Below are 26,123 nucleotides of genomic sequence, written 5' to 3' on the forward strand. Positions count from 1 at the left end.
TCAAATGTTATTAAATAAACTTGCTATAGCTCCTACACTTATTCGTCACCGACGCTATAGCCCCAAACAGCATCAATTCACATCGACCTTAAATTACTTGTGGTTCGATCCAGATCAATTAAGTGAGATTGCAAAAGATTGCTCACTTTGGTCAACCAATCATTGGAATGTCTTAGAACTATCCAAAAATGATTTTTTAAATATGTATCACGGGTCTATAAAGGAAAAAGTAGAAAAAGCGATACTGCAAAATAACAACTTACATATTAGGCCAGACTGGCAAATCAGAGTATTGGCTTTACCTCGTTGTTTGGGTTTTCGGTTTAATTCGGTCGTCTTTTATTTTGTTTTAAATAAAGCCGGAAAACCGCTATTTATTCTTAGTGAAATCACCAATACCCCTTGGAATGAACGAAAAGTGTATATACATGACTGTATGAATCAACACTCCCATGTAGGCGGTTATGAAAGTTTTGATTTTAACTTTGAAAAATCATTTCACGTCTCGCCGTTTATGCCCATGCAGTTGACTTACCGCTGGCGATTTAGTTTTTCAGATCAGCAAAATGTCATTCACATGCAGCTCTTTGAAGAGCAAAAACAAGTGTTTGATGCAACTATGCGGTTTGAACTTGTGCCCATCACATTTCCTTCACAGCAGTATCGATATGCTCTTATGAACAGCCTAGCCCCTTTTAAAATGTTGTTTTCAATATATTTAGAGGCATTTAAGTTGTGGCGAAAAAAGTTCCATTTTATCGTCATCCTAAAAAGATCAAGGTAGATAAGACATGATAAAAACATTTCTTTATGGTGAAGATGACTCACTACCGTTACTGCTCAAGAGTCTTCTCAAATTACGTCATGGACAGATCACTTTTCAGGGCGCGTGGAGTGGTACGGTTGGCGAGGTTTCAGACTTACATGCTGTGATTGAAGTTCGCAATCCTTTGCTGATGGATCTCATTTTAAAAAATGGTGTTTTAGGAGCAGCTGAAGGCTATATCCGTGGTGATTGGAGCAGCGAACAACTTGTAGAGTTGGTTCAGATCTTGGCACGTAATCGAGATGTATTAGATCAGTTTAACCAGAATGTTATTGCACAGGCGAGCCAGTTTTTTCTGAAGGGTTGGTATAAAAATAGAAAAAATTCTATAAGCGGGAGCCGTAAAAATATTGCTGAGCACTATGACTTAAGTAATGACTTTTTTAAATTATTTTTAGACCCGTCTTTAATGTATTCGAGTGCTGTTTTTGAAAATGAAAACATGTCACTCGAAGACGCATCTGATTATAAAAAAGAGCTCATCTGTAAAAAGTTAGATTTAAAACCAATGGATCATTTGGTTGAAATTGGAAGTGGGTGGGGTGGTTTTGCAATTTATGCAGCCCAACATTACGGCTGTAGAGTGACCACCATTACCATTTCACAAGCTCAATACGATGAAGCCGTTACTCGTGTAAGTGAAGCTGGGTTGGCACATCGAATTGATGTGCAATTAAAAGACTACCGCTTGCTCGAAGGAAAGTTCGATAAGTTGGTTTCAATTGAAATGGTTGAGGCCGTAGGTGCACAATATTTATCAACATATTTTGATCAGTGCAAAGCGCTGTTAAAACCGAAAGGTTTGGCATTTATTCAAGCCATCACCATTGAAGATTTCCGTTATAAAAAAGCATTAAATACAGTCGATTATATTAAGCGTTATATTTTCCCTGGTAGCTTTATTCCTAGCGTGAGTGTATTGACTCAAACCGCCTCTGAAAGTGGTTTAAGGCTAAAGCATTTAAATGACATCGGTTTAAGTTATGCAAAAACAATTCATCACTGGCGAGCACGGTTTTTAATCGCACGAGAGGAAGTATTGGCTCTGGGATTCGATGAAAACTTCATTCGCATGTGGGATTTCTATTTATGTTATTGCGAGGGTGGTTTTAAAGAAGGCGTGATAAGCAATGTTCACTTGTTGTTTGAAAGTACCAGTTACTAACTCAAACACATCAAGCAAGGAGACTGCTCATGTTTTGGAATTTACTGATTCTAGATTTAATGATCATGTTGCTGAGCTGGCTACTTGCCACAGCAAATGGTCGAGCTGGAATTGTAGATGCCGCATGGAGTTTCTGTCTGGCAGTAAACATTATTGTGTCTTCTTTACTCATTTCAGTTGCTCCAGTTGAAGTGCGACTTTTTGTCGGTATTTTTAGCGGCTTATGGTTTTTAAGATTATTTTGGCACCTGTTAAGACGTTATCAATCTGAACACAAAGAAGATGGTCGTTACGCGAACATGCGTAAGTCGATGGGTAAGTTCCAGCACTTTGGCTTTTTATTATTTTTTATTTTTCAAACGCTTTTGGTGCTTTTGTTCTTTTTTCCGATGTGGACGCTACTCAATGTAGAAGCAATTGAATGGAGTGGTGGATATAAAATCGCTTTAGTGATTGCTGCTGCCATCATGGTGATTGCCTTTATTGGAGAGCAGCTCGCTGATCAGCAGTTATACCGATTTAAATTAAATCCGGAACATCCATGGCAAAACGATGGATCAGGGTTTATGGCGTTATTCACGTCACCCAAATTATTTTTTTGAATGGTTACACTGGTTTGCCTATCCAATCATTGGTTTAGCTGCGGGCCAATATTTATTGTGGATTTATCCGTTACTGATGTGGCTATTTTTATACTACGTCACGGGTATTCCATTTAGTGAAAAACAAGCAATTAAAAGCCGCGGCCAAAATTATCTTGATTATCAACAAAAAACATCAATGTTTATTCCGCGAAAACCCAAAAAATAGGTGCGCATATGGATTTTATTGTTCATCAGTCTTTAAAAATTGTTGAAAGTGGTGTGATTCCAGATCATGCAATTCGGGCAGCAATCCGTGCTTTAAGCAAAAAGCGTTTAATTCAAGAAGGCCGTTATGACCCTGAACAAGGGGCACAGCGCTATATGGATGTGCTTAATATGCTGAAACGGAGCGAAATCGCCGTTGAAACAGACAAAGCAAATGAGCAGCACTATGAATTGCCGACTGAGTTTTTTCAGGCAGTGCTTGGAAAAAGACTCAAATACAGTGCTTGCTATTTTCCTACTAAAACAACAACTTTAGATCAGGCAGAGGAGCTGGCACTTCAGCTTTACTGTGAAAGAGCACAACTTAAAAACGGCCAACATATTCTAGAGCTAGGCTGTGGATGGGGTTCTCTAACATTATGGATGGCAGAAAACTATCCGCGCTCACAGATTACTGCTGTTTCAAACTCTGCAACCCAGAAAAAGCATATTCTTGGGCAAGCAAAGTTGAAGGGTTTGAACAATATTGAAGTGCTCACATGTGATGTGAATGTGCTGGAATTAGACCAAGATCAATTTGATCGGGTTGTATCGGTTGAAATGTTTGAACACGTTCGTAACTATCAACGTCTTTTTGAGAAAATTCAGGGATGGTTGAAGGCAGATGGGCTACTTTGGTGTCATATTTTTTGCCATCGCTTTTTACATTATCCTTTTGAAGTAAAATCAGATTATGATTGGATGTCCAAGTATTTCTTTACTGGCGGTTTAATGCCTGCGACGTCAACTTTTTTGCATTTTCAGGAGCATTTAGAGTTGGCTCAACAGTGGCAGTGGTCGGGTGAGCACTATATGAGAACCGCAAATGCTTGGCTTGATAATATGGATAATCAAGAAGTTGAATTGAAGCCTCTGTTTAAAAAAATCTATGGAAAAGATGCCAATATTTGGTGGCAACGTTGGCGTATTTTCTTCATGGCTTGTGCTGAGCTGTTTGGTTTTGAGCAAGGACAAGAATGGGTCATTGGTCACTTTTTATTTAGAAAGAGAGCATTGTAATTTCTACAGCCTATCCCGGCGATAAAGATATGATAAGAACTCGACATGATGGCAAATCTAGTCATCCATTAGCCAAAATGTTCAATCGATATTATTGGTTGCAGATTGCTCTGATTGCATTATCGATCGTGGTCGGGTTGGCTTGTAGTGCATGGGTCATTAAAGGCTCTTTACTTAAAACCGCTTTAGAGCAGGAAATGGAGCATTACTGGTTACGCATAGAACGTGACCCAAATGCAGATTTACCGGATACGAAAAATTTATATGGATATCGGTGGAATACAGAGATTGCACCTCAACCATTTCGGGGCATGCATTTAGAAAGTGGGGTGCACCGAGTATTCGTTGATGGTAAAGAGCGAATGACAGTTTATGGTGAGCATAATGGTCAACATGTTCTGTTGGTATTTGGCGAGAGCAATGTCAATAAGCTGATCTGGCTATTTGGGCTGGCTCCGCTCATGTTTAGTTTGTCTGTGCTATATAGCTTTTTATGGTGGTCAAATCGAAAAGCCAGACGCTATTTTTCCCCAATTACACGCTTGGCAAATGCTTTGGAAAATATCGATTGGGCACATCAAGATACCCAAGCATCTCCTTTTAAAGATATTAATACCAATGGCAACATGGAAGCAGAATATCTCAAGCAAGCCTTGGAAAAATATCATCAAGTTTTAAGTGATTTTATTCGACGCGAAAGGGAATTTACGGGAGATGTGAGCCATGAGTTGCGTACTCCGCTAACCATTTTGAAAGGTAATGTGCAACTTTGTCAGGCGAGATATGGAGATGATAAAGCCTTGGTTCGTCTTCATAATACGATTGAGGATATGCAGTTATTAGTTGATACCTTACTGGCGATTGCACGTAATACAGTAAAAAGCTTACCGTCTGAGAAGAATTTTTTATCTAGAATTTTGAAGGATCTAGTCGAAAGTTTACAAGCAGTGAGTGAGAGTAAGGGGATACATATTCATATTCAACCCGACCTTTCTGAACAGCCACGCTGGTTATATCCCTCTATGACTAAAATGGTTTTAAGCAATATTTTACGTAATGCGCTGAACTATTCTCAAGGCTCACAAATCGACATTATTCAACAAAAAAACAGCCTAATTATTGCTGATAATGGAATTGGAATTTCTTTACCTAATGATGTGAAAGTACAAGAGCTCAGTGACTCCCAACTTTCTTTAAAAGTTAAAGGCCACGGAATTGGTTTGCAATTGGTGCAAAAGCTTTGCAAACAACTAGGATGGAGAGTGGAGTTGTTTGATCGGCAGTACTATTTAGCTACTCATCCTGAGTTGGACTTAGAACAGGCAACAGGTTTAATTGTTGTGGTCTATTTGAGCTAACTTGCAGAACTTTCTAAAGCAATTTTTAAACCGACGCCTGCTACTGTATGTAATAGCTTAGGGTCAAAAGGTTTATCAACCATTTTTCTTAAGTTATATATGTGACTGCGTAATGCATCACTTTCAGGTTCTTCATCGCCCCATAACTCCATCATCAGTTCTTGTTTGGTCACCACTTTTGGCGACTGACGCATCAAAATTTTTAATAATTTAAATTGAATAGGCGGCAATTCGATATTATTTCCGGCACGAATAACTGTTTGGGTTGCGCTATCAAGAATTAAGTCATGAATCTGAATTTTATGGTGAGTAACTTCGCCAGCTGCTCTTTTAATTAATGCACGAATCCGCATCACTAGTTCGTTAAAATCAAAGGGTTTTACTAAATAATCATCTGTTCCAGCGGTAAAACCTTTAAGTTTGTCATCTAAAGTATCTCTTGCTGTCAGCATAAGGACTGGAATATCAACGGCTTGTTCGGTGCGTAGCCAGTTACATAGGTCATAACCTGAGCCGTCGGGTAAGTTTATATCGAGCAGCAAAAGATGATAATGCTGCGATTTGAGAAAAGTCCGTGCAGCATCTAAATTACGCGCATGATCGATGATATAACCATGCACTTCAAGAAATTCGCAGACGGTTGCTGCAAGTTCAAAATGGTCCTCAACCATGAGGATAAAGTGATTACCCATGAGATTTTATTAAGCCATTAATTTAATAGTTGTTGTTTTAATTTAGCATTAAACGGTTCGCTACCAAACCAGATTTTAAAATATTGATTTGCATTCGGATTGTTTAAAGAACCGAGTAGCTTCTGGTTTAATTTTAGTTCTAGTTTTTGATTTTCATGTTGATAATAGAGACTATAAAGATCTCCACTCTTAATTGGTCTATATAGTTCATTAATATGATTAAGCGGAGATTTTGCATCAAAGCCGCTAACATTCCTCTTCAAAAAGTGGGCTGCTGCGCGTTTAAATGCCCATTCGGGAATATCTCGGTTATAGCTAAAGTCCATTTTGATACTTTGGCTCTGCCAACTTTTTAGGCAATCTTCAGCAAAATAACTGACATTTCCTACTTTTTTACTCGTGACCATTAAAGGTGCTGAACTGCATTTTTTTAGTTCAGCCGCGTTCGCTTGAGATACGATTAAGATTCCTAGAAATATCAAGATTCGACTTTTTTGAAAGGTAATACCCATTTATATACTCCTCCAAATATTGGTAAAGAACGGTAAAGGCCATTCGCCGGATCCCAATAATCTTGCTGGAAAATAATTTGTTGCTGTTCATTAACTTTAATTTGACTCATTCCATAAGAAGCCATGGTTTTTGAACGACCTAACATTTTAAAGTCATAGGTCATGTACCAATGGATATAGGCTGTATCTTCGTGATGAGTTGCACTAATCAGTTTTACAGTGACATTACTTACTCGAGCATTCATGCCTTCAAAATGCTTAATGAGATCTTTTTTCTGAGAGAACTGCGAGAGTGTATCGTTGATATAAAGCTGATCAGCGTAGAGATTGCCAGCATTGCTTATAAAGGAAGGGGTACCAAGCGTATTAAAGGCAGCAACAAAACGATTGCCGATATCTAACGCCTGCTCGTCATTTAATGTTATTCCATTAATTTTTTGTTCAGCTTTAGTATAGTCACCTGAATAGCTAGGCACACTTTTACACGCTGTTAAACCTACCAAGGTAATCAGCCCTAGGGCTGTAGTTATAATTTTCATGTCTATATCCGAGCCAACTTTATAAGATTAAATTAAAGAGCTGGTCGTGAAGTTTGCGTGAATTCTTATGTTTTTAGATTGACGTTTAGAGGCTGTTTTTTAGAAAGGGTTAGATACCATCTCTCTCAAAATATCTTTGAAATAATGCTTTAAAAATTTACAGTTCTTTCCTGAAAAAGATAACATCCATATTCATGTAACTAGATGAATTTGTTTTTTCAAAACCAAGTTTATTTAATAGGTTGTGGGCAGGTAAATTATCTTTTTCTGAAAAAGCGATCACATGCTTAAAGTTTCGATTTTTCATGTCTTCTAGTAACTTAAGTGAAGCTTCAACAATATAGCCTTTATTTCGTTCACTTTTAATAAGTCTAAAACCTAGCTCAGTTTCTGTCTTGCCATCCACCTCACAAGTTTCAAAACCACAATAACCAATAATTTTATGGGTATCTCTTAAGACGATAGCCATTTTGCCAAAATTATGATTTTTATAATGTTCTAAAATTTCTAAAAATCGACGAGTTGCAGCTTCAGTAGACAAGGCACTGTAAGGCGAAAAGGCCATAAAATCTTTGTTTTGAAACATCTCGATCATGATGGGTAAGTCTTTATCGAGAAATGGTTTTAAAATTAAGCGATCTGTCTCTAACATAGTGTTCTTATTAAATGGTTTGAAAAGTATTTTTATCTATAAAAATTTTTTTGTATAGCTCAAATGCTATCTTTGAAGGTTCTTGATTTGTTAAAATCCTTTGGCATTTTAAGTTTATATATAAAGGAAATCTGTTTCTAATTTTCTTTTCTTCATTCCCTGACGAGCAATTTAAATACTCTCTTTGTAGTTGTCTTCTTACAATTTCCTTCACGCAAATTTCAAGCTCGAAAGAAGGTAAAAGTAAAAAGGTCAAAGAACTTTCTTCAATCTGGGTCTTTATCCCCTCATAATTATCCATAAGTTCATTAGGGTAAGTCATAAATCCTGATGAACATACAATTATATTTACAAGATCAGGGTTTAGAATTGTTGTTAAATTTCTATATAACTCAATGTTTTTAATAGCATATTCTTTATAACTATATTTAGTTATAAATTGAGAAATATCTCCTATTTTAAGCATAAAGTGCTCATCCAAATCATAATAAATAGCACCGAAATCTATAGCAAATTGTTTAGCAAGACTTGTTTTTCCAGCTCCACCCGGACCTATGAAATGTATAAGCAAGAGGCAACTTCCTTTATTAATTCAGTCTTATTTCACCAATAAATATAGTTTATGTTTTCACCGGAAATCTGTCTCATAGCTGCGATGAGCAATCTTTCAATTATCTTATCAAGAGCTAGATAATTTGGAGGAAAACTCTCTAACGTAATAACATCGGTACTTATTTCCCATAAGTTTTCTTTAACTCTCATACTCTTTTTTATTTGAATAGAATTTATTTTTTGTTGAAGTAAATCAATACAATCATTTATTGGAGCTTCTACAAATCCTACGATCTCATTATCTTTCGGCTTGAGCTCGGATAAATCAATATTTAAAGGCAATAAAAAGATATGTTGAAATTCATTTGCAATGTAATTTTCTGCTATATGGCAAGCCGTTTGTCGAATTCCAATAGAAATTAATTGATTAAATCTCACATCAATTCCTAATTCTTCTTGGCATTCTCTTATGCCATCTTCAATGGTTTCACCTGCCTCATAGTGGCCGCCTACAGAGATATCAAGAAAACTTTTTCTGTCGAAAGTATAGTTATCAGAATTTTTTAGCTGAAAATAAGCATATTGAGTTGATGGGTTGTATACAAGGCAAGTAAAAACCCTATGCCATAGTCCCAATTGATGCGCTAATTTTTTATTAACAACACCCATGTATTCGTAATTATCATTAAATATATCAATATCCATGTTATTTTTTAATCGACTATAAAGTTTAAGAACATATTTTATGTGGTTTATAAGATAGAAATTAAAAGAAAGCAATTTTATTCTAGCTGCGCTTTACTCATAAGAGATATAGATTACATTTGAATAAATAGGAAGTTTAAATAATGAAAACAATTGGTTTATTAGGCGGCATGAGTTGGGAATCCACAGCGCTTTATTATCAACAAATTAATAAAATGGTTCACGGTAAATTAGGAAAATTGCATTCTGCTAAAGTAATTATTAATAGTGTTGATTTTGAAGAAATCGCAGCGTTGCAAGCGAAAGGGTTCTGGCAAGAAGCTGGTGCATATTTAGCTGAGCAAGCACAAAATTTAGAAAAAGCAGGGGCAGAGTGTATTTTAGTGGGTACCAACACCATGCATAAAATTGCACCGCAGATTGAGGATGCTATTACGGTTCCTTTTATACACATTGCCGATGCGACAGCAAAAGAAATTGTGAGTCAACACATTGGTAAAGTCGCACTCTTGGGGACAGCTTTTACAATGGAGCAAGATTTTTATAAAGCTCGATTACAGGGGCATGGAATTGATGTGATTATTCCAAATGAAGCCGACAGAAAGATAGTACATCGTATTATTTATGAAGAACTTTGTTTAGGTGTAATAAACCCAGATTCAAGACAAAAATACGAGGCTATTGTAGAGGCGCTCATAGCTGAAGGTGCAGAAGGAATTATCTTGGGTTGTACTGAAATTTGTATGTTGATTGGTGAGCTTAAATTCTCGGTTCCTTTATTTGATACGACTACCATTCATGCAAAAGAGGCGGTGAGTTTTAGCTTAAATGAAAATAAAAACTCTAAAAGCGCTAATCTACGCATGACTGCTGCGAATATTCTTTAGCAATATTTCGAAGATCCTTTGTCATTAATCGTTAAGCCTGTGTCGTCAAATGTAAAGTGGCCCATATCCTTCTTATTGTAGTTTTAGTTATTGCTTTTATAGGCACTTAATAAAAAACCAAAATATGGGATAGGACATGACGTTGACGAAAGCTATACGTTTCTATGGAACAGGAACACCTGAAGTAATGCGCTATGAAGATGTAGAAGTAGGAGATCCAAAAGCTGGAGAAGTACGCCTACGTCATGTGGCAGTCGGCCTAAATTATGCCGATACATATTTTCGTAATGGAACCTATCAAATTCCAATGCCTAATGGCATGGGCGTCGAAGCTTCAGGTGTCGTCGAAGCTTTAGGCGAAGGAGTGACTCAGCTCAAAGTAGGTGATCGCGTCACTTATACAGGTTTTTTAAATACCTTAGGTGCATATAGTATCCACCGTCTGATTCCAGCAAATGCTTTAATTAAATTACCCGAAGAAATTTCTTGTGAAACAGCGGCAGCCATGACTATGCGAGGGCTGACCGCTGCTTATCTGATGCGCCGCATTTATGATTTTAAAGCTGGCGATTCAATTTTATTACATGCAGCCGCAGGTGGTGTTGGCCTGATTGTTTCTCAGTGGGCCAAATTACTTGGCTTGATCGTTATTGGTACCACATCTTCAGAAGAAAAAGCTGTCGTAGCGCGAGCTCATGGTTGTGATCATGTCATTAACTACAGCCATGAAAATGTTGGCGAACGTGTACGTGAGTTAACAGGCGGCGTGGGTGTAAACGTCGTTTTCGATAGTGTCGGTCAAGCCACTTTCATGAGTTCATTAGACTCCCTAAAACGCCGTGGTTTGTTGGTCTGCGTAGGTACGGCTTCGGGCCCAATCCCTGCTTTTGATCCGGTATTACTTGCAGTCAAAGGTTCATTGTTTGTGACACGTCCAGCTTTAGCCGATTACATTGCAGATCCTGCTGAGAAAAAAGAACTGGCCAATGAATTATTTGATCATGTTCGACACGGACGAATCAAAATTGAAATTAATCAGCGTTATGAGCTAAAGGATGCCGTGCAAGCTCATCGTGATTTAGAAGCACGCAAAACAATAGGTTCATCAATTTTTGTAATTTGAAGGGATTTCTTATGCAAATTGAACAGTTAACTTGCAATATAGGTGCAGAGTTAAGTGGGGTAAAACTTGCTGATGCTATTTATGATGATGGATTATTCGCTGAAATTCGTACCCAACTACTTAAACATCGTGTTTTGTTCTTGCGAGATCAGCATTTAACCCGTCAGGATCATGTGGCATTTGCAGAAAAATTTGGACAGTTAGAAGATCATCCAGCGGTCGGAAGTCACCCTGACCATCCGGGTTTAGTACAGATTTATAAACATCCAGAAAGTCCAATCGATCGTTATGAAAATGCTTGGCACAGTGATGCAAGCTGGCGCAAGGTTCCACCAATGGGGTGTGTACTACATTGTGTCGAATGCCCACCTGTGGGTGGTGACACCATGTGGACCAATATGGTGATGGCCTATGATTCTTTACCTGAAGATATTAAGGATAAGATTGCTGACTTACGCGCTTACCACAGCATAGAAGCGAGTTTTGGTGCGGCTATGCCACTTGAAAAACGCTTGGACTTAAAAGCAAAGTTTCCTGATGCTGAGCACCCAGTGGTACGTACTCATCCTGAAACGGGCGAGAAAATTTTATACGTCAACGCGTTCACAACCCACTTCAGTAACTATCACACCAAAGAGCGGGTCAGATTCGGACAAGATGCCAATCCGGGTGCAGCGGAACTATTACGCTATTTAATTTCTCAAGCGTATATTCCAGAGTTTCAAGTGCGCTGGCGTTGGAAGCCTAACAGTATTGCAATCTGGGATAACCGCAGTACACAACACTATGCCGTGATGGACTATCCGCCGTGTCATCGAAAAATGGAGCGGGCCGGCATTATTGGTGACGCAACCTATTAAATCTACAGATTAAAAAATTCTATCTGATTGAAAATTCACAAAATATATAAGGAGATGCACATGCAATTCTTTGACGATTCTTTGCACCCAGAAAATATGGAAAAAGTAGTCATTACCGTTGCGCCGTATGGACCGGAATGGATGCCTGAAGACTTTCCCGAAGATATTCCTGTGACCATGGATGAGCAAATACAAAAAGCGGTTGAGTGCTATGAAGCGGGTGCTACGGTGCTACATTTACATGTGCGTGAGCTTGATGGCAAAGGCTCTAAACGTCTATCAAAATTTAATGAGCTCATCGCAGGTGTACGTGAAGCTGTACCTGACATGATTATTCAGGTGGGTGGTTCGATTTCATTTGCACCAGAGAGTGAAGGTGAGGCGGCACTATGGCTAAGTGATGACACCCGACATATGTTGGCTGAACTCACACCAAAGCCCGATCAGGTCACGGTGGCAATTAACACCACACAAATGAATATTATGGAATTGCTCTATCCTGAATATTTAGAAGGAACTTCATTGGCACATCCAGCGACTCAGGCAGCATATGCAGAGATGACCGTGCCAGCTGGTCCGGCATGGGTGGCCGAACATATTAAGCGCTTATGTAAAAATAATATTCAACCGCACTTTCAGTTAACTGGTATGCATGGTCTTGAAACGCTAGAACGTATGGTGCGTAAAGGATTGTACATGGGGCCGTTAAACTTAACTTGGATTGGAATCGGCGGTGGTTTTGATGGTCCAAACCCATTTAATTTCTTTAATTTTATTCATCGCGTACCTGATGGATGTACTTTGACATCCGAATCTCTGCTCAAAAATGTATTGCCTTTTAACACCATGTCGATGGCAATGGGGTTACATGCTCGTGTGGGTAACGAAGATACGATTATTGATCATCACGGACGCCGTTTTTCCTCTGTAGAGCAAATTAAGCAAACCGTTCGGATTGCCCATGAATTAGGTCGTGAAATTGCCTCAGGAAAAGAAGCTCGTGAAATTTATCGTATTGGGGTGCAATACAACAGTATTGAAGAAACCCTAATCGCAAATGGTATGGCACCCAACCGTAAAGCAGGGCAAAAAGGCGTTCCTCAGCGTAACTAATGTGACAAGGTCTAATGGAATTTAGACCTCAATTGTAGTGCAGCTTATTTGCTTTGATTTTAAAGACGCAAGGCTGCACTAGCTAAGTAGAAATTATAAAAAATACAAGGAGGTCGTATGAATGCACATCAGTATTCAGATCAGATGAGTGATGTTGATACGTCAATCAGTATACCTCGTCGTTATGCATGGCTTGTTTTTGCTTTGACATTTGGCTTGCTCATTTCCGATTACATGTCACGGCAAGTATTAAATGCAGTCTTTCCATTGCTCAAAACTGAATGGTTACTCAGTGATAGTCAACTAGGTTTGCTCAGTGGCATTGTCGCCTTAATGGTAGGTTTATTGACTCTGCCGTTATCTTTATTAGCAGACCGTTTTGGACGAGTTAAAAGCTTAGCCATTATGGCGGCATTATGGAGTTTGGCGACTTTAGGATGTGCACTGGCTGAAAACTATGAGCAAATGTTTATTGCTCGTTTTATGGTTGGTGTGGGTGAGGCGGCCTATGGCAGTGTTGGTATCGCAGTGGTTGTTGCTGTTTTCCCAAGGGAAATGCGTGCAACACTTGCTAGTGCTTTTATGGCTGGCGGTGTATTCGGTTCATTTTTGGGTATGGCTCTAGGTGGTGTTCTGGCACAGCACTTTGGCTGGCGTTGGGCTTTTGGTGCTATTGCTTTATTTGGCCTCATTTTAGCTTTTCTATATCCAGTTTTGGTCAAAGAAAAAAGAATAGCTTCTTCACATCAAAATAAAAATCGTAGCAAAACTAGGCACATTCAAAGTCCTTTAAAAACTTTATATTCAAGTCGTTCAGTCATTGCTACTTACATTGGTAGTGGCTTGCAGTTATTTGTCGGTGGAACGGTGATTGTCTGGATGCCGAGTTATCTCAATCGCTATTACGGCATGAGTACCGACAAGGCTGGTGTAATGGCTGCAGTTATTGTGCTGTGTAGTGCGGTGGGCACAATTTTATGCGGCATGTTATGTGATTATTTGGGCCGTAATTGTCCTGATCGCAAAGTTAGTTTAGCTATTACATACTGCTTGGTCAGTTGTGTGCTTTTATTAATTGCTTTTGCTGTGCCTACGGGACGTAGTCAATTACTTCTAATTTGCCTTGGAATGTTTATTACCTTAGGAACCAATGGTCCATCCAGTGCCATGGTGGCCAATCTCACACATAACTCAGTTCATGGTTCCGCTTTTGCAACGCTCACCTTGGCTAATAATTTTCTTGGTTTAGCTCTTGGTCCTTTAGTGGTCGGCAAAGTATCTGATGTGATTGGATTACATAGCGCATTTCAACTGATGCCATTGGTCAGTATTGCAGCCGCAGCCGTATTTTTTTATGCCAAACGCCATTACCACAAAGATATTGCACGCTTTGAGCAGCAAGGAATGACTGAGTTTAAAAATCACTCAAGTAACCAAATACAAAAATGCGGGATGAATAACAAATGATGATTCGGCAATTACACATTGATGTATTTTTTGACTTTATTTGTCCTTGGTGTTTGATCGGAAAACGTCAGTTACTGATCGCTATAAATAGATTTTATCAGCTTCACCCTAGCGTCAAAGTTGTCGTGCATTGGCGAGGTGTTCAGCTCATACCGGACTTGGCAGTTGAGGGTGTACCTTTTCAAACGTTTTATTTGAAAAGATTAGGTAGCTTGACAGCAGTTCGCATGAGACAGGAACAAGTCAATAAAGCCGCAAATAAAGTTGGACTCAAGATCGATTTTGAACAAATTAAACGCATGCCAAACACGGCTAAAGCTCATCGCTTATTTGATAAAGCTTTAAAGATAGGTACTCCTGAGCAGTGTAATACATTGTTAGAACAACTCTTTGCTGCCTATTTTTATGATGGGTTAGATATTGGAAACACCATTACTTTATCCAGAATAGCAAAACAGTGTGGTTTTTCATCTGAACTTATAAAAAGTGCGCTTATTCAAGATCATCAAGATTTTATCTCTGCAAGTACAGGAGGTAATGGCGTGCCTTATTTTATTTTTGATCGGGCTTCTGCCTTAGTGGGCGCGCAATCAGCAGATGCTCTTTATCAAGCGATGCATGAAGCACTTTTGGGGCAAGGAGAGTTGATATGACCAACCGATTTGAAGTGCCTTTTGAGAAAATACCGAATTCAGGTGAGCGGGCTTTTTTTAAAATTGGAGATAAAACTCTCGCATTATTTAACGTTGCGGCTCAGTTTTATGCAATCGATGACAGCTGTCCTCATCAGGGCGCATCGCTATTTAGTGGACGTTTAGAAGGACGAGTGATTCAGTGTTGTGCCCATGGTCTACGCTTTGATTTAACAAATGGCTGTTTAGTTAATTCTGCTCAACTCAAAGTTGCAACCTATCCCGTAGAAGTGATCGAGGACAAGGTATTTATTGTGATCGGTTGTGGGGGAAATCATGAGTAGTTTAGTTTTGAAAAATTTTTCCCAGCGTACAAGAGAATTAGCACCAGGCTTTGTGGTCAGTTCGGTCGTTGCTGCGGCTGCCTGTTTTTTATCAGAGCACTATGGCGCGCCAGTCATGTTATTTGCCTTACTGCTAGGTATGAGTCTAAATTTTTTAGCAGCTGAAAGTAAATGTAAGGTAGGTATCGAATTTACTGCACGTAGTGTACTGCGGATGGGTATTGCCTTACTAGGCATGCGTATAACTTTAGGACAAATTACCGCACTAGGTTGGCAACCTGTTGCGTTAGTCATAACTCTGGTTATTGTAACAATCGCCGTTTCAGTGATCGCTGCTAAAATTTTAGGTTTCCAAAGACTATTTGGTATGTTGACCGGTGGATCAACCGCAATTTGTGGTGCTTCAGCTGCGCTAGCATTGTCAGCTGCCTTTCCGAATCATCCCCAAAAAGAAAAAGCGACCTTGTTTACAGTCATTGGGGTCTCTGCACTTTCAACACTAGCAATGATTGTCTATCCAATGATTGCGAAGTGGTTAGAACTATCGCCACAAGCTGCTGGTGTCTTTCTCGGAGCTACCATTCATGATGTAGCGCAAGTGGTGGGAGCGGGTTATAGCATGTCTACCGAAACAGGTGATACTGCGACTGTAGTTAAGCTTATGCGTGTAGCAATGCTGCTTCCAGTGATTGTTTGTGCGGCAATGATTACCCGCATGCAAGGTGCAGATACAATGGGGGAGCGTCCACCATTACTACCTTGGTTTGCAGTTGGCTTTTTAATACTCGCTTGTATTAACAGTACAGGATGGGTGCCAGTAATGGTTCAAAATGGCATAAACGATTTATCACGCTGGTTTTTAGTCATCGCAATTAGTGCTTTGGGTATGAAAACTCAATTAAAAGAATTGGCATCTGTCGGAATTAAACCGATTCTTCTCATGGTCGGCGAAAGCATATTTTTAGTGGTATTAGTCTTAGCATTAATGCACTTTTGGTTTTAACTTAATTTTAAATCTTTAGAGGAGGTTTTGGGTTATTCACAAAACTTCTTCTTTTATTTAAAGCTGTGTTTGAATCAATTCATCTTCTTTACTCTAAATACACCTGTGCTTAATTCAGTAGCGATTTGTTATGGCTACGCCACATGTTTGGTGACATTCCAAATTGACTAATGAACCAACGAGTAAAAGAGCTCGGCATCGAGTAACCTAAAATATCAGACACTTGAGCAAGTGAATAATTTAGATTTTTTAAATAGCGAAATACGAGATCTTTACGTACTTCATTGATTAAATTACTAAAACTCGTCTGCGCTTCTTCTAATCGACGCTGTAAGGTCCGTACATGAATACCATGTGTTTGAGCCACTTGATCAATCGTAGCGCGGCCCATTGGTAAAAGAAGATAAATACTTTTACGGATATCAAAAATCATGGTCGATTCATTACTATTCTGTAAAATATCTAAATAACGCTGCGCATGGTTGGCCATAGCCAGATTTGCTTGAGGATTTGTTGTATCAAGTTCGGCCGCGGTACAAACAATGCCATTAAAGTCACTTCCAAACTCTAAGGCACAGCCAAAAATCCGTCGATGCAGGGTTAAATCGCTTGGTGGATTATGCGTAAAGTGAACACTTAATGGTCGCCATTTTTGCATCAGTAACGCTGCACAAAAACGATGGGTAATTCCTAAAGCAAGTTCAGTGGCTTGGCGACTATATCCGCAAGTTGTGGTCACAACTTCTTCTCGAATAACCACAGTATCATCAACCTCCTCAATATAAATCTCAAGTGAGTTATTGAGTAAGTTTCTATAACGAACAATCGTTTGTAAGGCATCTCGTAAAGTGTGCTGATAATTTAACAAAAGGCTAATTTCACCAAAATCTGCAATTTCGCGTTGTTCTGCCATATGTAAACCGAAAACATCGCAACTACTCATTTGGGCTGAGTCTTCAAGCAAGGTAATTGCCTTATCTACAGGAATGCGTTGTTTAAGATCATTTAATTGAGCTTGACTAAGCCCAACACGTGATAATAAATGGTAGGGGTTTAGATCTAATTGTTGAGCAACTGCCAAATAATTTTTTAAAGAGGCGGTATGCGCAAGAGGTACCATTTTATTATCTCCTTGTTATTAATCAGCCATATCCCTTACAGCCTATATCTAGTTATAACTAAAATATTCACATTACAAAAGCTTTTATTTAAACGCCTAATCGTGATGTCGATTCAATTTAAACCTGTTCTTTTAATTCACTTGTAATTACAAAAAATATTTTAATTAATTTACTAAATTTTAAAAAGATGTGTCGTCAAATGAAAAGTCCGTGACGCCTTATGTACACCATTAACTGAAATGAGCCTTTATTGTGAATGGAGTTTTATAAAAATTCTTGTGCATCCTAGATGGCAAAGTTCACAGGCGTCAAAATGGAAAAAATACAAACCAGAGCAACAATCTTAATTATTCCGGGGTTACGCGACCACGTTCCCGAGCATTGGCAAACGATTTTAGAGACAAGGCTAGCGAAGGTTCGCTCTGTACCACCTGTACAAACCAATAAACTCAATTGTGAAAATAGAGTTGCTGCGATACAAGCACAACTCGAAAAAATAAACGGGCCTGTCATTTTGGTTGCACACAGCGCGGGTGTTCTGATGACTATACACTGGGCTGCCAAACATCAAAGACCAATTCAAGGTGCTCTACTTGTTGCTCCTCCTGATTTAAACAAAAGTTGGCCTGAAAATTATCCTAGTCCAACTGTACTTCATCAAGAAGGATGGAGTCCTTTACCAGATCAAACACTACCTTTCCCCAGCATTTTGGTTGCAAGTACCAATGACCATTTAGCTCGCTATGAAGCTGTAAGTGAAATGGCAAAAAAGTGGAGTAGCCAACTCGTAAATTTAGGTGAAGTGGGACATTTAAACCCTGCATCAGGCTTTGGTTATTGGCCTCTAGCTGAGCAATTCATTCAACAGTTAGATCAGGTGGAACAACCTGCGTAGTACGAAAAAACATCTGCTTATATAAACCATTTAAAAGCCAATGGATGGCTTTGAGTAATAAGCAATAAATAAGAAAAATCATATTTATAGGGAGATAATATGATGAGGCATTACGTATATTTAAATCAAACAAACCAACATATTTTATATATTCAAAAAATAGGTGTTTCATTAAGTCTGATTTTATTTATGTCTAAAGCGAATGCAGCTAGTTTTGATGTTGATAAAGACTGGAAGTTCGATACAAAAACGACATTAAGTTTAGGTGCCAGTTGGAGTACACAAGATCCATCCGTTTCATTACTTTATCGGCCTGACGCAAACAAAATAGGTAAACAAGGCTCAAGCATTGATGTGAATGGTGATGATGGGCGCATGAATTTTAGTAAATATGATGCCATTTCACAGATCATTAGAGGCATAACAGAAGTTAAGCTAAATGGAAAACAACAAGGTGCAGTCATTAGTACTAAATACTGGTATGACCATGCCTATGAGACAGGAAAAGGAGACTTTAAACCCTTTAATGATTCAGCGTGGCCAAGGCTCGCAAAGTTCAAAGGCATCGATTTATGGAATGCCTATATATGGAAAGATTTTGAACTTAACGATGGAAAAAACATAAATTTAAAATTAGGCAAACAGACTTTAAATTGGGGGAAATCTCAGTTTTTCCAAAACGGTTTAAACTCGGTGAGTGCATTTGATTTTGCTGCAATCAACCGACCAGCTGGTGATGCAAAAGAAAGAATCATTCCAACCGAAATGTTTTCATTTGATACAAGCATTAATAAAAATTTGAAAATAGAAGGTTTCTATCAATTTAAATTTAGGCCTTCAGTTGTTGATGGCAGCGGGACTTTCTTTGAGATTTCAGACTTTGTTCCCGAAAACGCGGGACCAGTTTTGATTGCTGGAGGTGGAGATAAGTTATCTGATACTGCAGTGCGTTTAGGTAGTTATATTCCACGTGCAGAAAGCAGAAAAGCAAAGGACAATGGCCAATATGGTATTGCTTTAAAACAGACATTACCAAGTTTAAATAATGCTGAGTTAGGTATTTACTATGCGAACTACCATAATCGCAATGCAAACTTTGATGGAACGGCTGTAACAGCATCGGGCCCCGAGCATTTTAATACTGCAAGTTATTTTTCTATTTATCCTGAAAATATCAAAATGTTTGGATTAAGTCTGACTGGGAAAGTTGGCACAACAACCGTTTTTAGTGAATTAACCCACAAACCTAATCAACCTTTGCAATTAAACGGTACGGATATTGTCTATGCTCAAGTGTTATCGGAAGGCACACCATTTGCACCGCCGGGGGAAACTGCTGACTTAGGTCAATATATTCAAGGTTATGTACGCTTACCTGTAACACAATTTTCGGTCGGAGCAACTAACAGTATATTTAATATTTTGGGCGCAAATTCGATGACATGGTCTACAGAGTTTGCCTTAAACCATATTGCAGATATTGGTAATCATCGGATTGGCCGGACAGGAGCATTTGGCCGTAGTGAACTTTCAACAGGGGCTTATAATCCTGAAACAGGAACATTTAAATGTACGCCGTATGGTACAGCTCATCTTACAAATGCAGAAATTGATAACTTGAATGAACGCTTTTGTAATAAAAATGGATTTTTTAATGAATGGTCATTTGGTTACCGATTACGTGGCGCATTAAGCTATCAAGATATTTTACCCTCTACAGTGATTACTCCAAGTCTTAGTTTTAGACATGATGTTTATGGTTTTAGTCAAAACTTTCAAGAAGGGCAAATGAGTGTAAGTGCAGCGTTATCTATGACTTATCAGCAAAAATATACAACTGAGATTGCCTATAATAACTTTTTTGGTTCTAATGAGTTTAGTACTATAGATGATCGAGATTTTATATCTTTAACATTTAAAGCTAATTTTTAGTTCAATTATTTTCTTAAAAAAATTATACAAAGACCCGTTATAAATGAAATTTTAGAATGGAGGATAACTTTTGAAATTTAGATCAAAAATTGATTGGTGGCTTTTATTAATATTTATTGTTATCACTGCCATCATTGTTATGAAAATTTATGAAGCAAATCATCATTATTCTTTAGCTTCAAATTTTCCGCATCTCATTATTTATAGTTTAATTATTTTTGTCATTTGGCTTCCAATTTTTAACACTTATTACGTAGTAGAAAACGACACATTAATTATTAAGAGCTTGGTATTCCGATGGAAAATTAATATTAATGATATTACTCAAATAGAACCTACTCATAATCCACTTTCATCTCCAGCGCTCTCATTAGATCGACTCAAAATTTATTATATGAAGAATGGAGAAATTACTTCAGTGATGATTTCACCAAAAGATAAAGAACGTTTTTTTCAAGCCATAAACAAAAGACTCCATTAAAGTTGCTTGTTTAATTGCAAACATAAATTACGCTATTTCCATGACGACAAAAAATAAATGGAGATAAACCATGCTTACACGTTTTTTACTGCCAATTTTCGGCACTACGGTTTTAATTACATTAGCTGGATGTGCTTCATCCTCTCAGTCTCCTATTACCGAGAGCTATGGGCCTGAACCAAAATTGCCTGAGCCTAAATCAAGTTTATTTCCAACCGTAAATATAGCACCAGCAGAAGGCTGGCCGAGTGGTGTTATGCCAACACCGGCAGAAGGTTTGAAGGTAAAAGCATTTGCAAAAGGGCTTGAACACCCACGTTGGCTTTATGTATTACCCAATGGTGATGTATTGGTTGCTGAAACAGATGCCCCCCCTAAACCAGAAGACGGCAAAGGGATTAAGGGTAAAATTATGACTTTCGTGATGAGACGTGCAGGATCATCTCATCCGAGTGCCAATCGTATTAGTTTGCTTCGAGACACTAATGGAGACGGAATTGCTGATCAAAAAACGGTATTTCTCAAAGATTTGAACTCACCGTTTGGTATGGCATTAGTAGGTAATAACTTATATATCGCCAATACGGATGCACTTGTGCGTTTTCCTTATCAAGACAGTGAAACTCAAATTACAGCAAGTGGAACCAAAGTATTGGACTTACCGGGCGGTCCTTTAAATCACCACTGGACCAAAAATGTGATCGCTAACCCAGCAGGGAGTAAGCTGTACATTACTGTTGGTTCTAACAGTAATGTTGCTGAAAATGGTATGGATAAAGAAAAAGGTCGCGCACAAATTATGGAGTTTGATATTGCAAGTGGTCAGTCACGTCCATTTGCAACGGGACTACGTAATCCGAATGGTATGGCTTGGCAACCTCAAAGCGGAAAACTTTGGACGGTTGTTAATGAGCGCGATGAAATTGGCAGTGATTTAGTACCTGACTATATGACTTCGGTTCAAGACGGTGCTTTTTATGGCTGGCCTTATAGCTACTATGGTCAACATGTGGATGTGCGAGTAAAACCACAAAATCCTGAACTGGTCGCACGTGCAATTAAACCTGACTATGCACTAGGTAATCACACAGCCTCTTTAGGTCTTGCATTCTATGCAGCTGAACTCATGCCGCAATTTAGAGGAGGGGCATTGATCGGTCAGCATGGTTCTTGGAACCGTAAACCTCATAGTGGTTATAAAGTCATTTTTGTACCATTTAGAAGTGGTCAACCCTCTGGTCCACCGCAAGATATATTGACAGGATTCCTCAGTGATAAAGGAAAAGCTTATGGGCGCCCTGTAGGTGTGGCAATTGATTTCTCGGGTGCTGTGTTAGTTGCAGATGACGTAGGCAATACGATTTGGCGCGTTTCACCAGTTGCGGAGACGACTTATGAAGCTCCAATGAAACGTGCTATTGGAACCCCGCCAGGCACACCATAAAGTATATTAACGATCATTTATTAGTATGGGCGGTCTTTAAGCTTTATAGAGGCTCGTCCAACTGGCTATTATTTAATTTTTAAATAATTGAACGAAAAAAATACTAATTGGACTTTATAAGCTAACTTCTCAAGAATGAATATGTGAAAACAACAATGATGTTTAAGGATAAAACACATGAATACACATATTCGAATTGCCGTGGTTGGTGGCGGTATTGCTGGTCAGGCATTGGCAAGTAATTTAAGTAAACATGCTCATTTAGATGTCCAAATGTTTGAATCTGCACCTCAGTTTTCTGAAATTGGGGCAGGGATTTCTTTTGGAGCAAATGCAGTCAAAGCGATTGAATTATTAGGTTTAGCCAACGAATATCACGCAATTGCAGATAAGGTATCTGCACCATTTCAAGATGTTTGGTTTCAATGGCGTAATGGTTATACCGATGAATATTTATCTGCATCGGTAGCGACAGGTGTAGGGCAGTCTTCTGTTCATCGTGCAGACTTTCTAGATGCGATTATTCCTCACATGCCTACGCAAAATGTCCACTTTTCTAAACGACTTGAGTCTATTGAAGAACAAGCAGATCAAGTCATTTTACATTTCAATGATGGCAGTAGGCACGAATGTGATTATTTGATTGGGGCTGATGGTATTCGCTCTATTGCTCGCCAATATGTTTTAGCTACACATGCTTTGCCACCTGTTCATCCACGCTTTTCAGGAACTTGGGCATATCGTGGAATCATTTCACATGCTTCATTTAAAGCAGCGCTGCAGCAAATAGATGGCGATACAGATTTAGCAGATATTCCCCAAATGTTATTGGGCAAAGACAAACATATCTTGACGTTCCCAATTCGTAAGGGGGAGCAAATTAATATCGTTGCTTTCTGCTCAAACCGCGAAGATACAGTACTACCAGCCGATACACCATGGACTAAACCTGTCGATAAAGCTCAAATGCTTTCTGATTTTTCAGACTGGAGCGAAAGTTGCCAAACATTACTGGGTTTAATTGAGCAACCCACCATTTGGGCTTTACATGAAATTGAAGAACTATCGACTTATCAAAGTGCCTCGGGTCACGTGATTCTTATGGGTGATGCCGCACATGCCATGTTACCTCACCAAGGGGCTGGAGCAGGGCAAGGTCTCGAAGATGCTTTAATCCTTGCTGCATTACTGGCTGAGAAAAACTTACAGTCGGATCAACTCACCGATGTGTCCTCGATTTATGAAAAGCTCCGTTTAAAACGCGCTTGTCGTGTTCAACAAACCTCTCGTGAGTCTGGCGAAATTTATGAGTGCTATTCAACTCAGTACTCAACGTTTGCAAAAATTGGCGAGCACCTTGAACATCGTTTTGACTGGTTGTGGCAACACGATTTAGAGCAGGATGTTGCAGAGGCACAGCAACAATTAAAACAGCTAGGAATGGCGACTATTTAAATCATGTGATGCTTTATAAACAATTTGCTAAGGAAAGCAATTATGGAAAAACTAAATGCAAATCAATTGATTGATGAAGCAAAATTAACGCCATTGCATTGGCGAGTGATTTTGCTGAGTGCACTTATTATTATTTTTGATGGATATGATCTGGTCATTTACGGTGTTGCATTACCTAAGCTCATGCAGCACTGGCAGTTAGATAGTATGACTGCTGGGCTTTTAGGTAGTGTTGCACTATTTGGCATGATGTTTGGTGCAATGTTGTTTGGAAGTTTAGCGGACAAATTAGAATCTTATGGCTTTAGCCGTAAACGCCTTATTATGTTATGCATCATGATTTTCAGCGGTTTTACTGTGTTATGCGGTCTTGCCGATAGTCCAAAAGCGTTTGCAATATACCGTTTCATTGCGGGTTTAGGTTTAGGCGGTGTAATGCCCAACGTCATTGCCCTAATGACAGAATATGCCCCCAAAAAGTTAAGATCTACCTTAGTTTCACTGATGTTTAGTGGCTACGCCATTGGGGGTATGGGCTCGGCACTTTTAGGCATGTGGTTGGTGCCTAATTTTGGTTGGCAAATTATGTTTATTTTGGCAGGTATTCCGTTGGTTCTATTACCAATTATTTGGAAATATTTACCCGAATCGATTGATTATCTAATTCGTCAGAAGAAGTGGGATGAGGTACGACATTTACTTCAACAGTTGGCTCCTGAACAAAATATAAGTGTCCAGACCAATATTGTTTTACATCAGGAAAACCAACAAGTTGCTGCTCGTCCTTTGGTTGCCTTGTTTACTGAAAATCGTGCCCTAGTCACCATCTTTTTTTGGCTCAGTGTCTTGATGGCTTTACTTATGGTGTATGCCCTAGGTAATTGGATACCAAAGTTAATGGTAGAAGCAGGCTACGATCTATCAACCAGTTTGGTATTTTTACTGGCATTAAATTTAGGGGGAATGCTAGGTGCAATAGGTGGCGGTTTCTTTGCTGATCGTTTTCATCTAGGTAAGGTCATTTGTTCACTATTCTTAGCGGGTGCAATTTCACTTTACTTATTAAGCTACGCGTTACCTATGGTGATTTTATATCTCTGCATTGCTGTTGCAGGTGCAGCTTCTATTGGAGGGCAAATTTTATTACTGGCTTATATGGCGCAGTTTTATCCTTCCCCAATTCGAAGTACCGGCATTGGTATGGCCTTAGGTGTGGGGCGTATTGGCGCTATTCTGGGACCGATTTTATGCGGCTGGCTTTTAAGTTTGCATTTACCAATTGAATATAATTTTATCGCTCTAGCCATTCCTTGTGTGCTGGCAACCTTAAGTGTTATTGCCATAAGTATTTGCAGTCGAACCAAGCGTGTAATGCTAAATTCAAGCATATCTCCATAAGAATTAAGCATTTTTTATCCCGATAAAACAAACTAAACTCTAAACAAAGAAGCTAAAGTCTTTGTTTAGAGTATTTAAAGGATCAGAACCATGGATTTAGGTTTGATTAAAGTTTTTGTCTGTATTTATGAGTCTCGTCATATTAGTAAAGCTGCCGATAAATTAAATTTAAGCCAGCCTTCGGTGACTTATAATTTGAACCGATTACGCCGTCAGTTAAATGATGAGTTATTTACCAGAAGTCGAGGAGGAGTGGAGCCAACAAAAGTTGCACATGAACTTTATCCAATTTTCCATCAAGCGATTTTTAATATTGAATCGGCGATTGCTCAAGCACAGGAATTTCATCCTGAAAACTCGAATAAAACGTTCAGAATTGGACTGTCTGACGCAGGGGAAATTTGTCTTTTGCCTAGCCTTATGGCTTTTTTACAAAAAGCAGCCCCACATATTCAAATTGAAATTGAGGAGATTCAGTCTGCTAAGGTTGAACAGTGGCTCATTGATGGTTTTTTAGATCTGGCTGTCTTTAATAGTACGCAGACAATAATGCCGAAAATAGAAACACGTACTTTATTTGAAGAAAGATATGTATGTATTGCCAGAGCTAACCATCCGAGGCTACAACAGCAACTGACTTTAGAGCAATATTTGCAAGAAGACCATGTTGCCATTAAGTCATCGACAGGGCATATCCAAGTTGAACAATATTTAAAAACAATGGATTTGAAGCGACGTATTCGTTTAGAAGTCCCGCATTTTAGTGTTTTGCAAGGCGTTTTACAGAGTTCAGATATGTTGGTGACATTACCGTCACGAGCAGCTCGACATTATTTCGCTCATGGTAATGTCCAAATGTTTGAATTACCTTTCGCTATGGATTCTTTTAAAGTGAGCTTGAACTGGTTTAATCGTAGTGATGATATTATTGCCAGAAAATGGCTGATTCAATCTGTCGGTCAAATATTTGAAGTTTTATAAAACCATTAATATCTGTGTTGAAAATTATATTTAAAATTCAATTTTCAGGTTAATGGATCTGATCTGAGAAGTTAAAGTTCTTTCCAATTTATTATTAAATTTTGATAGCATTCGCTAC

25 protein-coding genes and 2 pseudogenes are annotated in these 26,123 nt (G+C 38.7%); 20 read left to right on the top strand and 7 right to left on the bottom strand.

Translation table 11 applies throughout. From position 1 onward, the window contains the following. The first annotated feature begins 4 nt into the window (after positions 1-4). The 5 genes and pseudogenes from RMB13_RS05040 to RMB13_RS05060 all read left to right on the top strand — a co-directional run bounded on the left by RMB13_RS05040 (position 5) and on the right by RMB13_RS05060 (position 5,217). Positions 5-795, top strand: a pseudogene (locus tag RMB13_RS05040) (DUF1365 domain-containing protein). Beyond that, positions 792-1,991, top strand: a complete 1,200-nt coding sequence (locus RMB13_RS05045) for a cyclopropane-fatty-acyl-phospholipid synthase family protein (protein WP_080027436.1) — start codon at positions 792-794, stop codon at positions 1,989-1,991. The pseudogene RMB13_RS05040 and the gene RMB13_RS05045 overlap by 4 nt, the downstream one beginning before the upstream one ends. Positions 1,992-2,020: 29 nt before the next feature. Further along, positions 2,021-2,801 (top strand): annotated as a pseudogene (locus tag RMB13_RS05050) (DUF1295 domain-containing protein). An 8-nt stretch (positions 2,802-2,809) separates the two neighbouring features. Then, on the top strand, positions 2,810-3,859 hold the full coding sequence (locus tag RMB13_RS05055) for a cyclopropane-fatty-acyl-phospholipid synthase family protein (protein ID WP_311084579.1): 1,050 nt from the start codon (positions 2,810-2,812) through the stop codon (positions 3,857-3,859). Between the two features lie 29 nt (positions 3,860-3,888). Further along, positions 3,889-5,217 carry a HAMP domain-containing sensor histidine kinase gene (locus tag RMB13_RS05060; protein ID WP_311084580.1) on the top strand — a complete coding sequence of 443 codons (1,329 nt, stop codon included), beginning with the start codon at positions 3,889-3,891 and terminating at the stop codon, positions 5,215-5,217. Here the strand turns inward: RMB13_RS05060 and RMB13_RS05065 are convergent. From RMB13_RS05065 to RMB13_RS05090, 6 genes are all read right to left on the bottom strand, one after another. Then, positions 5,214-5,909, bottom strand: coding sequence for a response regulator transcription factor (locus RMB13_RS05065; protein ID WP_311084581.1), 696 nt, complete (start codon positions 5,907-5,909; stop codon positions 5,214-5,216). The genes RMB13_RS05060 and RMB13_RS05065 overlap by 4 nt on opposite strands. Positions 5,910-5,926: 17 nt before the next feature. Then, entirely contained in the window at positions 5,927-6,421 is a 495-nt protein-coding gene (locus tag RMB13_RS05070) for a chalcone isomerase family protein (protein WP_311084582.1), read from the bottom strand. After that, positions 6,388-6,960 (bottom strand): nuclear transport factor 2 family protein, encoded by a 573-nt coding sequence (locus tag RMB13_RS05075; RefSeq protein WP_311084583.1) that lies wholly within the window; start codon positions 6,958-6,960, stop codon positions 6,388-6,390. Before RMB13_RS05075 ends, RMB13_RS05070 begins: the two co-directional genes overlap by 34 nt. Before the next feature lie 157 nt (positions 6,961-7,117). Further along, a complete protein-coding gene (locus RMB13_RS05080) occupies positions 7,118-7,612 on the bottom strand; it encodes a GNAT family N-acetyltransferase (protein WP_209733978.1) in 495 nt (164 codons plus the stop codon). Between the two features lie 10 nt (positions 7,613-7,622). Next, complete coding sequence (locus tag RMB13_RS05085) at positions 7,623-8,183, bottom strand: shikimate kinase (protein WP_311084584.1); 561 nt, start codon at positions 8,181-8,183, stop codon at positions 7,623-7,625. A gap of 32 nt (positions 8,184-8,215) precedes the next feature. Beyond that, positions 8,216-8,869, bottom strand: coding sequence for an NUDIX domain-containing protein (locus tag RMB13_RS05090; RefSeq protein WP_311084585.1), 654 nt, complete (start codon positions 8,867-8,869; stop codon positions 8,216-8,218). Positions 8,870-9,012: 143 nt separating this feature from the next. On the opposite strand from RMB13_RS05090, the gene RMB13_RS05095 reads away from it, so the two are divergent. From RMB13_RS05095 to RMB13_RS05130, 8 genes are all read left to right on the top strand, one after another. Then, entirely contained in the window at positions 9,013-9,756 is a 744-nt protein-coding gene (locus RMB13_RS05095; protein ID WP_311084586.1) for an aspartate/glutamate racemase family protein, read from the top strand. 136 nt (positions 9,757-9,892) lie between these two features. Continuing rightward, positions 9,893-10,879 carry a quinone oxidoreductase gene (locus RMB13_RS05100; RefSeq protein ID WP_311084587.1) on the top strand — a complete coding sequence of 329 codons (987 nt, stop codon included), beginning with the start codon at positions 9,893-9,895 and terminating at the stop codon, positions 10,877-10,879. A gap of 11 nt (positions 10,880-10,890) precedes the next feature. Next, entirely contained in the window at positions 10,891-11,739 is an 849-nt protein-coding gene (locus RMB13_RS05105) for a TauD/TfdA family dioxygenase (RefSeq protein ID WP_311084588.1), read from the top strand. 60 nt (positions 11,740-11,799) lie between these two features. Further along, positions 11,800-12,852, top strand: coding sequence for a 3-keto-5-aminohexanoate cleavage protein (locus tag RMB13_RS05110; RefSeq protein WP_004643365.1), 1,053 nt, complete (start codon positions 11,800-11,802; stop codon positions 12,850-12,852). 117 nt (positions 12,853-12,969) lie between these two features. Then, positions 12,970-14,319 carry an MFS transporter gene (locus RMB13_RS05115; RefSeq protein WP_311084589.1) on the top strand — a complete coding sequence of 450 codons (1,350 nt, stop codon included), beginning with the start codon at positions 12,970-12,972 and terminating at the stop codon, positions 14,317-14,319. Beyond that, positions 14,316-14,972 carry a DsbA family oxidoreductase gene (locus RMB13_RS05120; protein ID WP_311084590.1) on the top strand — a complete coding sequence of 219 codons (657 nt, stop codon included), beginning with the start codon at positions 14,316-14,318 and terminating at the stop codon, positions 14,970-14,972. The genes RMB13_RS05115 and RMB13_RS05120 overlap by 4 nt, the downstream gene beginning before the upstream one ends. 14 nt (positions 14,973-14,986) lie before the next feature. Then, on the top strand, positions 14,987-15,295 hold the full coding sequence (locus RMB13_RS05125; RefSeq protein WP_311084765.1) for a Rieske 2Fe-2S domain-containing protein: 309 nt from the start codon (positions 14,987-14,989) through the stop codon (positions 15,293-15,295). Beyond that, on the top strand, positions 15,288-16,298 hold the full coding sequence (locus tag RMB13_RS05130; RefSeq protein WP_311084591.1) for a putative sulfate exporter family transporter: 1,011 nt from the start codon (positions 15,288-15,290) through the stop codon (positions 16,296-16,298). The genes RMB13_RS05125 and RMB13_RS05130 overlap by 8 nt, the downstream gene beginning before the upstream one ends. Before the next feature lie 109 nt (positions 16,299-16,407). On the opposite strand, the gene RMB13_RS05135 is transcribed toward RMB13_RS05130, so the two are convergent. Further along, entirely contained in the window at positions 16,408-17,418 is a 1,011-nt protein-coding gene (locus tag RMB13_RS05135) for an AraC family transcriptional regulator (protein ID WP_311084592.1), read from the bottom strand. A gap of 290 nt (positions 17,419-17,708) precedes the next feature. Here RMB13_RS05135 and RMB13_RS05140 point away from each other — a divergent pair, with 290 nt between their 5' ends. The 7 genes from RMB13_RS05140 (at position 17,709) to RMB13_RS05170 (ending at position 26,005) form a co-directional block, all read left to right on the top strand. Next, on the top strand, positions 17,709-18,314 hold the full coding sequence (locus RMB13_RS05140; protein WP_080645524.1) for an alpha/beta hydrolase: 606 nt from the start codon (positions 17,709-17,711) through the stop codon (positions 18,312-18,314). Between the two features lie 102 nt (positions 18,315-18,416). Continuing rightward, positions 18,417-20,246, top strand: coding sequence for a DUF1302 domain-containing protein (locus RMB13_RS05145; RefSeq protein WP_311084766.1), 1,830 nt, complete (start codon positions 18,417-18,419; stop codon positions 20,244-20,246). A gap of 70 nt (positions 20,247-20,316) precedes the next feature. Then, positions 20,317-20,727: a PH domain-containing protein gene (locus RMB13_RS05150; protein ID WP_311084593.1), complete on the top strand. Its 411-nt coding sequence runs from the start codon at positions 20,317-20,319 to the stop codon at positions 20,725-20,727. Positions 20,728-20,797: 70 nt separating this feature from the next. Then, positions 20,798-22,171: a sorbosone dehydrogenase family protein gene (locus tag RMB13_RS05155; RefSeq protein ID WP_311084594.1), complete on the top strand. Its 1,374-nt coding sequence runs from the start codon at positions 20,798-20,800 to the stop codon at positions 22,169-22,171. 177 nt (positions 22,172-22,348) lie between these two features. Next, positions 22,349-23,626 carry a salicylate 1-monooxygenase gene (gene salA / locus RMB13_RS05160; RefSeq protein ID WP_311084595.1) on the top strand — a complete coding sequence of 426 codons (1,278 nt, stop codon included), beginning with the start codon at positions 22,349-22,351 and terminating at the stop codon, positions 23,624-23,626. Positions 23,627-23,668: 42 nt separating this feature from the next. Continuing rightward, positions 23,669-25,024, top strand: a complete 1,356-nt coding sequence (locus RMB13_RS05165) for an MFS transporter (RefSeq protein ID WP_311084596.1) — start codon at positions 23,669-23,671, stop codon at positions 25,022-25,024. 90 nt (positions 25,025-25,114) lie between these two features. Beyond that, positions 25,115-26,005, top strand: coding sequence for a LysR family transcriptional regulator (locus tag RMB13_RS05170; RefSeq protein ID WP_311084597.1), 891 nt, complete (start codon positions 25,115-25,117; stop codon positions 26,003-26,005). The last annotated feature ends 118 nt before the right edge of the window (positions 26,006-26,123 follow it).

The organism is Acinetobacter sp. V102_4 (assembly GCF_031799005.1).
Classification (GTDB): domain Bacteria; phylum Pseudomonadota; class Gammaproteobacteria; order Pseudomonadales; family Moraxellaceae; genus Acinetobacter; species Acinetobacter calcoaceticus.

Excerpts from the sequence above, each read along its gene's own strand:
- RMB13_RS05045 (WP_080027436.1), top strand. The coding sequence starts at position 792 with ATGATAAAAACATTTCTTTATGGTGAAGATGACTCACTACCGTTACTG.
- RMB13_RS05055 (WP_311084579.1), top strand. The coding sequence starts at position 2,810 with ATGGATTTTATTGTTCATCAGTCTTTAAAAATTGTTGAAAGTGGTGTG.
- RMB13_RS05060 (WP_311084580.1), top strand. The coding sequence starts at position 3,889 with ATGATAAGAACTCGACATGATGGCAAATCTAGTCATCCATTAGCCAAA.
- RMB13_RS05065 (WP_311084581.1), bottom strand. The coding sequence starts at position 5,909 with ATGGGTAATCACTTTATCCTCATGGTTGAGGACCATTTTGAACTTGCA.
- RMB13_RS05070 (WP_311084582.1), bottom strand. The coding sequence starts at position 6,421 with ATGGGTATTACCTTTCAAAAAAGTCGAATCTTGATATTTCTAGGAATC.
- RMB13_RS05075 (WP_311084583.1), bottom strand. The coding sequence starts at position 6,960 with ATGAAAATTATAACTACAGCCCTAGGGCTGATTACCTTGGTAGGTTTA.
- RMB13_RS05080 (WP_209733978.1), bottom strand. The coding sequence starts at position 7,612 with ATGTTAGAGACAGATCGCTTAATTTTAAAACCATTTCTCGATAAAGAC.
- RMB13_RS05090 (WP_311084585.1), bottom strand. The coding sequence starts at position 8,869 with ATGGATATTGATATATTTAATGATAATTACGAATACATGGGTGTTGTT.
- RMB13_RS05095 (WP_311084586.1), top strand. The coding sequence starts at position 9,013 with ATGAAAACAATTGGTTTATTAGGCGGCATGAGTTGGGAATCCACAGCG.
- RMB13_RS05100 (WP_311084587.1), top strand. The coding sequence starts at position 9,893 with ATGACGTTGACGAAAGCTATACGTTTCTATGGAACAGGAACACCTGAA.
- RMB13_RS05105 (WP_311084588.1), top strand. The coding sequence starts at position 10,891 with ATGCAAATTGAACAGTTAACTTGCAATATAGGTGCAGAGTTAAGTGGG.
- RMB13_RS05110 (WP_004643365.1), top strand. The coding sequence starts at position 11,800 with ATGCAATTCTTTGACGATTCTTTGCACCCAGAAAATATGGAAAAAGTA.
- RMB13_RS05115 (WP_311084589.1), top strand. The coding sequence starts at position 12,970 with ATGAATGCACATCAGTATTCAGATCAGATGAGTGATGTTGATACGTCA.
- RMB13_RS05120 (WP_311084590.1), top strand. The coding sequence starts at position 14,316 with ATGATGATTCGGCAATTACACATTGATGTATTTTTTGACTTTATTTGT.
- RMB13_RS05130 (WP_311084591.1), top strand. The coding sequence starts at position 15,288 with ATGAGTAGTTTAGTTTTGAAAAATTTTTCCCAGCGTACAAGAGAATTA.
- RMB13_RS05135 (WP_311084592.1), bottom strand. The coding sequence starts at position 17,418 with ATGGTACCTCTTGCGCATACCGCCTCTTTAAAAAATTATTTGGCAGTT.
- RMB13_RS05140 (WP_080645524.1), top strand. The coding sequence starts at position 17,709 with ATGGCAAAGTTCACAGGCGTCAAAATGGAAAAAATACAAACCAGAGCA.
- RMB13_RS05145 (WP_311084766.1), top strand. The coding sequence starts at position 18,417 with ATGAGGCATTACGTATATTTAAATCAAACAAACCAACATATTTTATAT.
- RMB13_RS05155 (WP_311084594.1), top strand. The coding sequence starts at position 20,798 with ATGCTTACACGTTTTTTACTGCCAATTTTCGGCACTACGGTTTTAATT.
- salA (WP_311084595.1), top strand. The coding sequence starts at position 22,349 with ATGAATACACATATTCGAATTGCCGTGGTTGGTGGCGGTATTGCTGGT.
- RMB13_RS05165 (WP_311084596.1), top strand. The coding sequence starts at position 23,669 with ATGGAAAAACTAAATGCAAATCAATTGATTGATGAAGCAAAATTAACG.
- RMB13_RS05170 (WP_311084597.1), top strand. The coding sequence starts at position 25,115 with ATGGATTTAGGTTTGATTAAAGTTTTTGTCTGTATTTATGAGTCTCGT.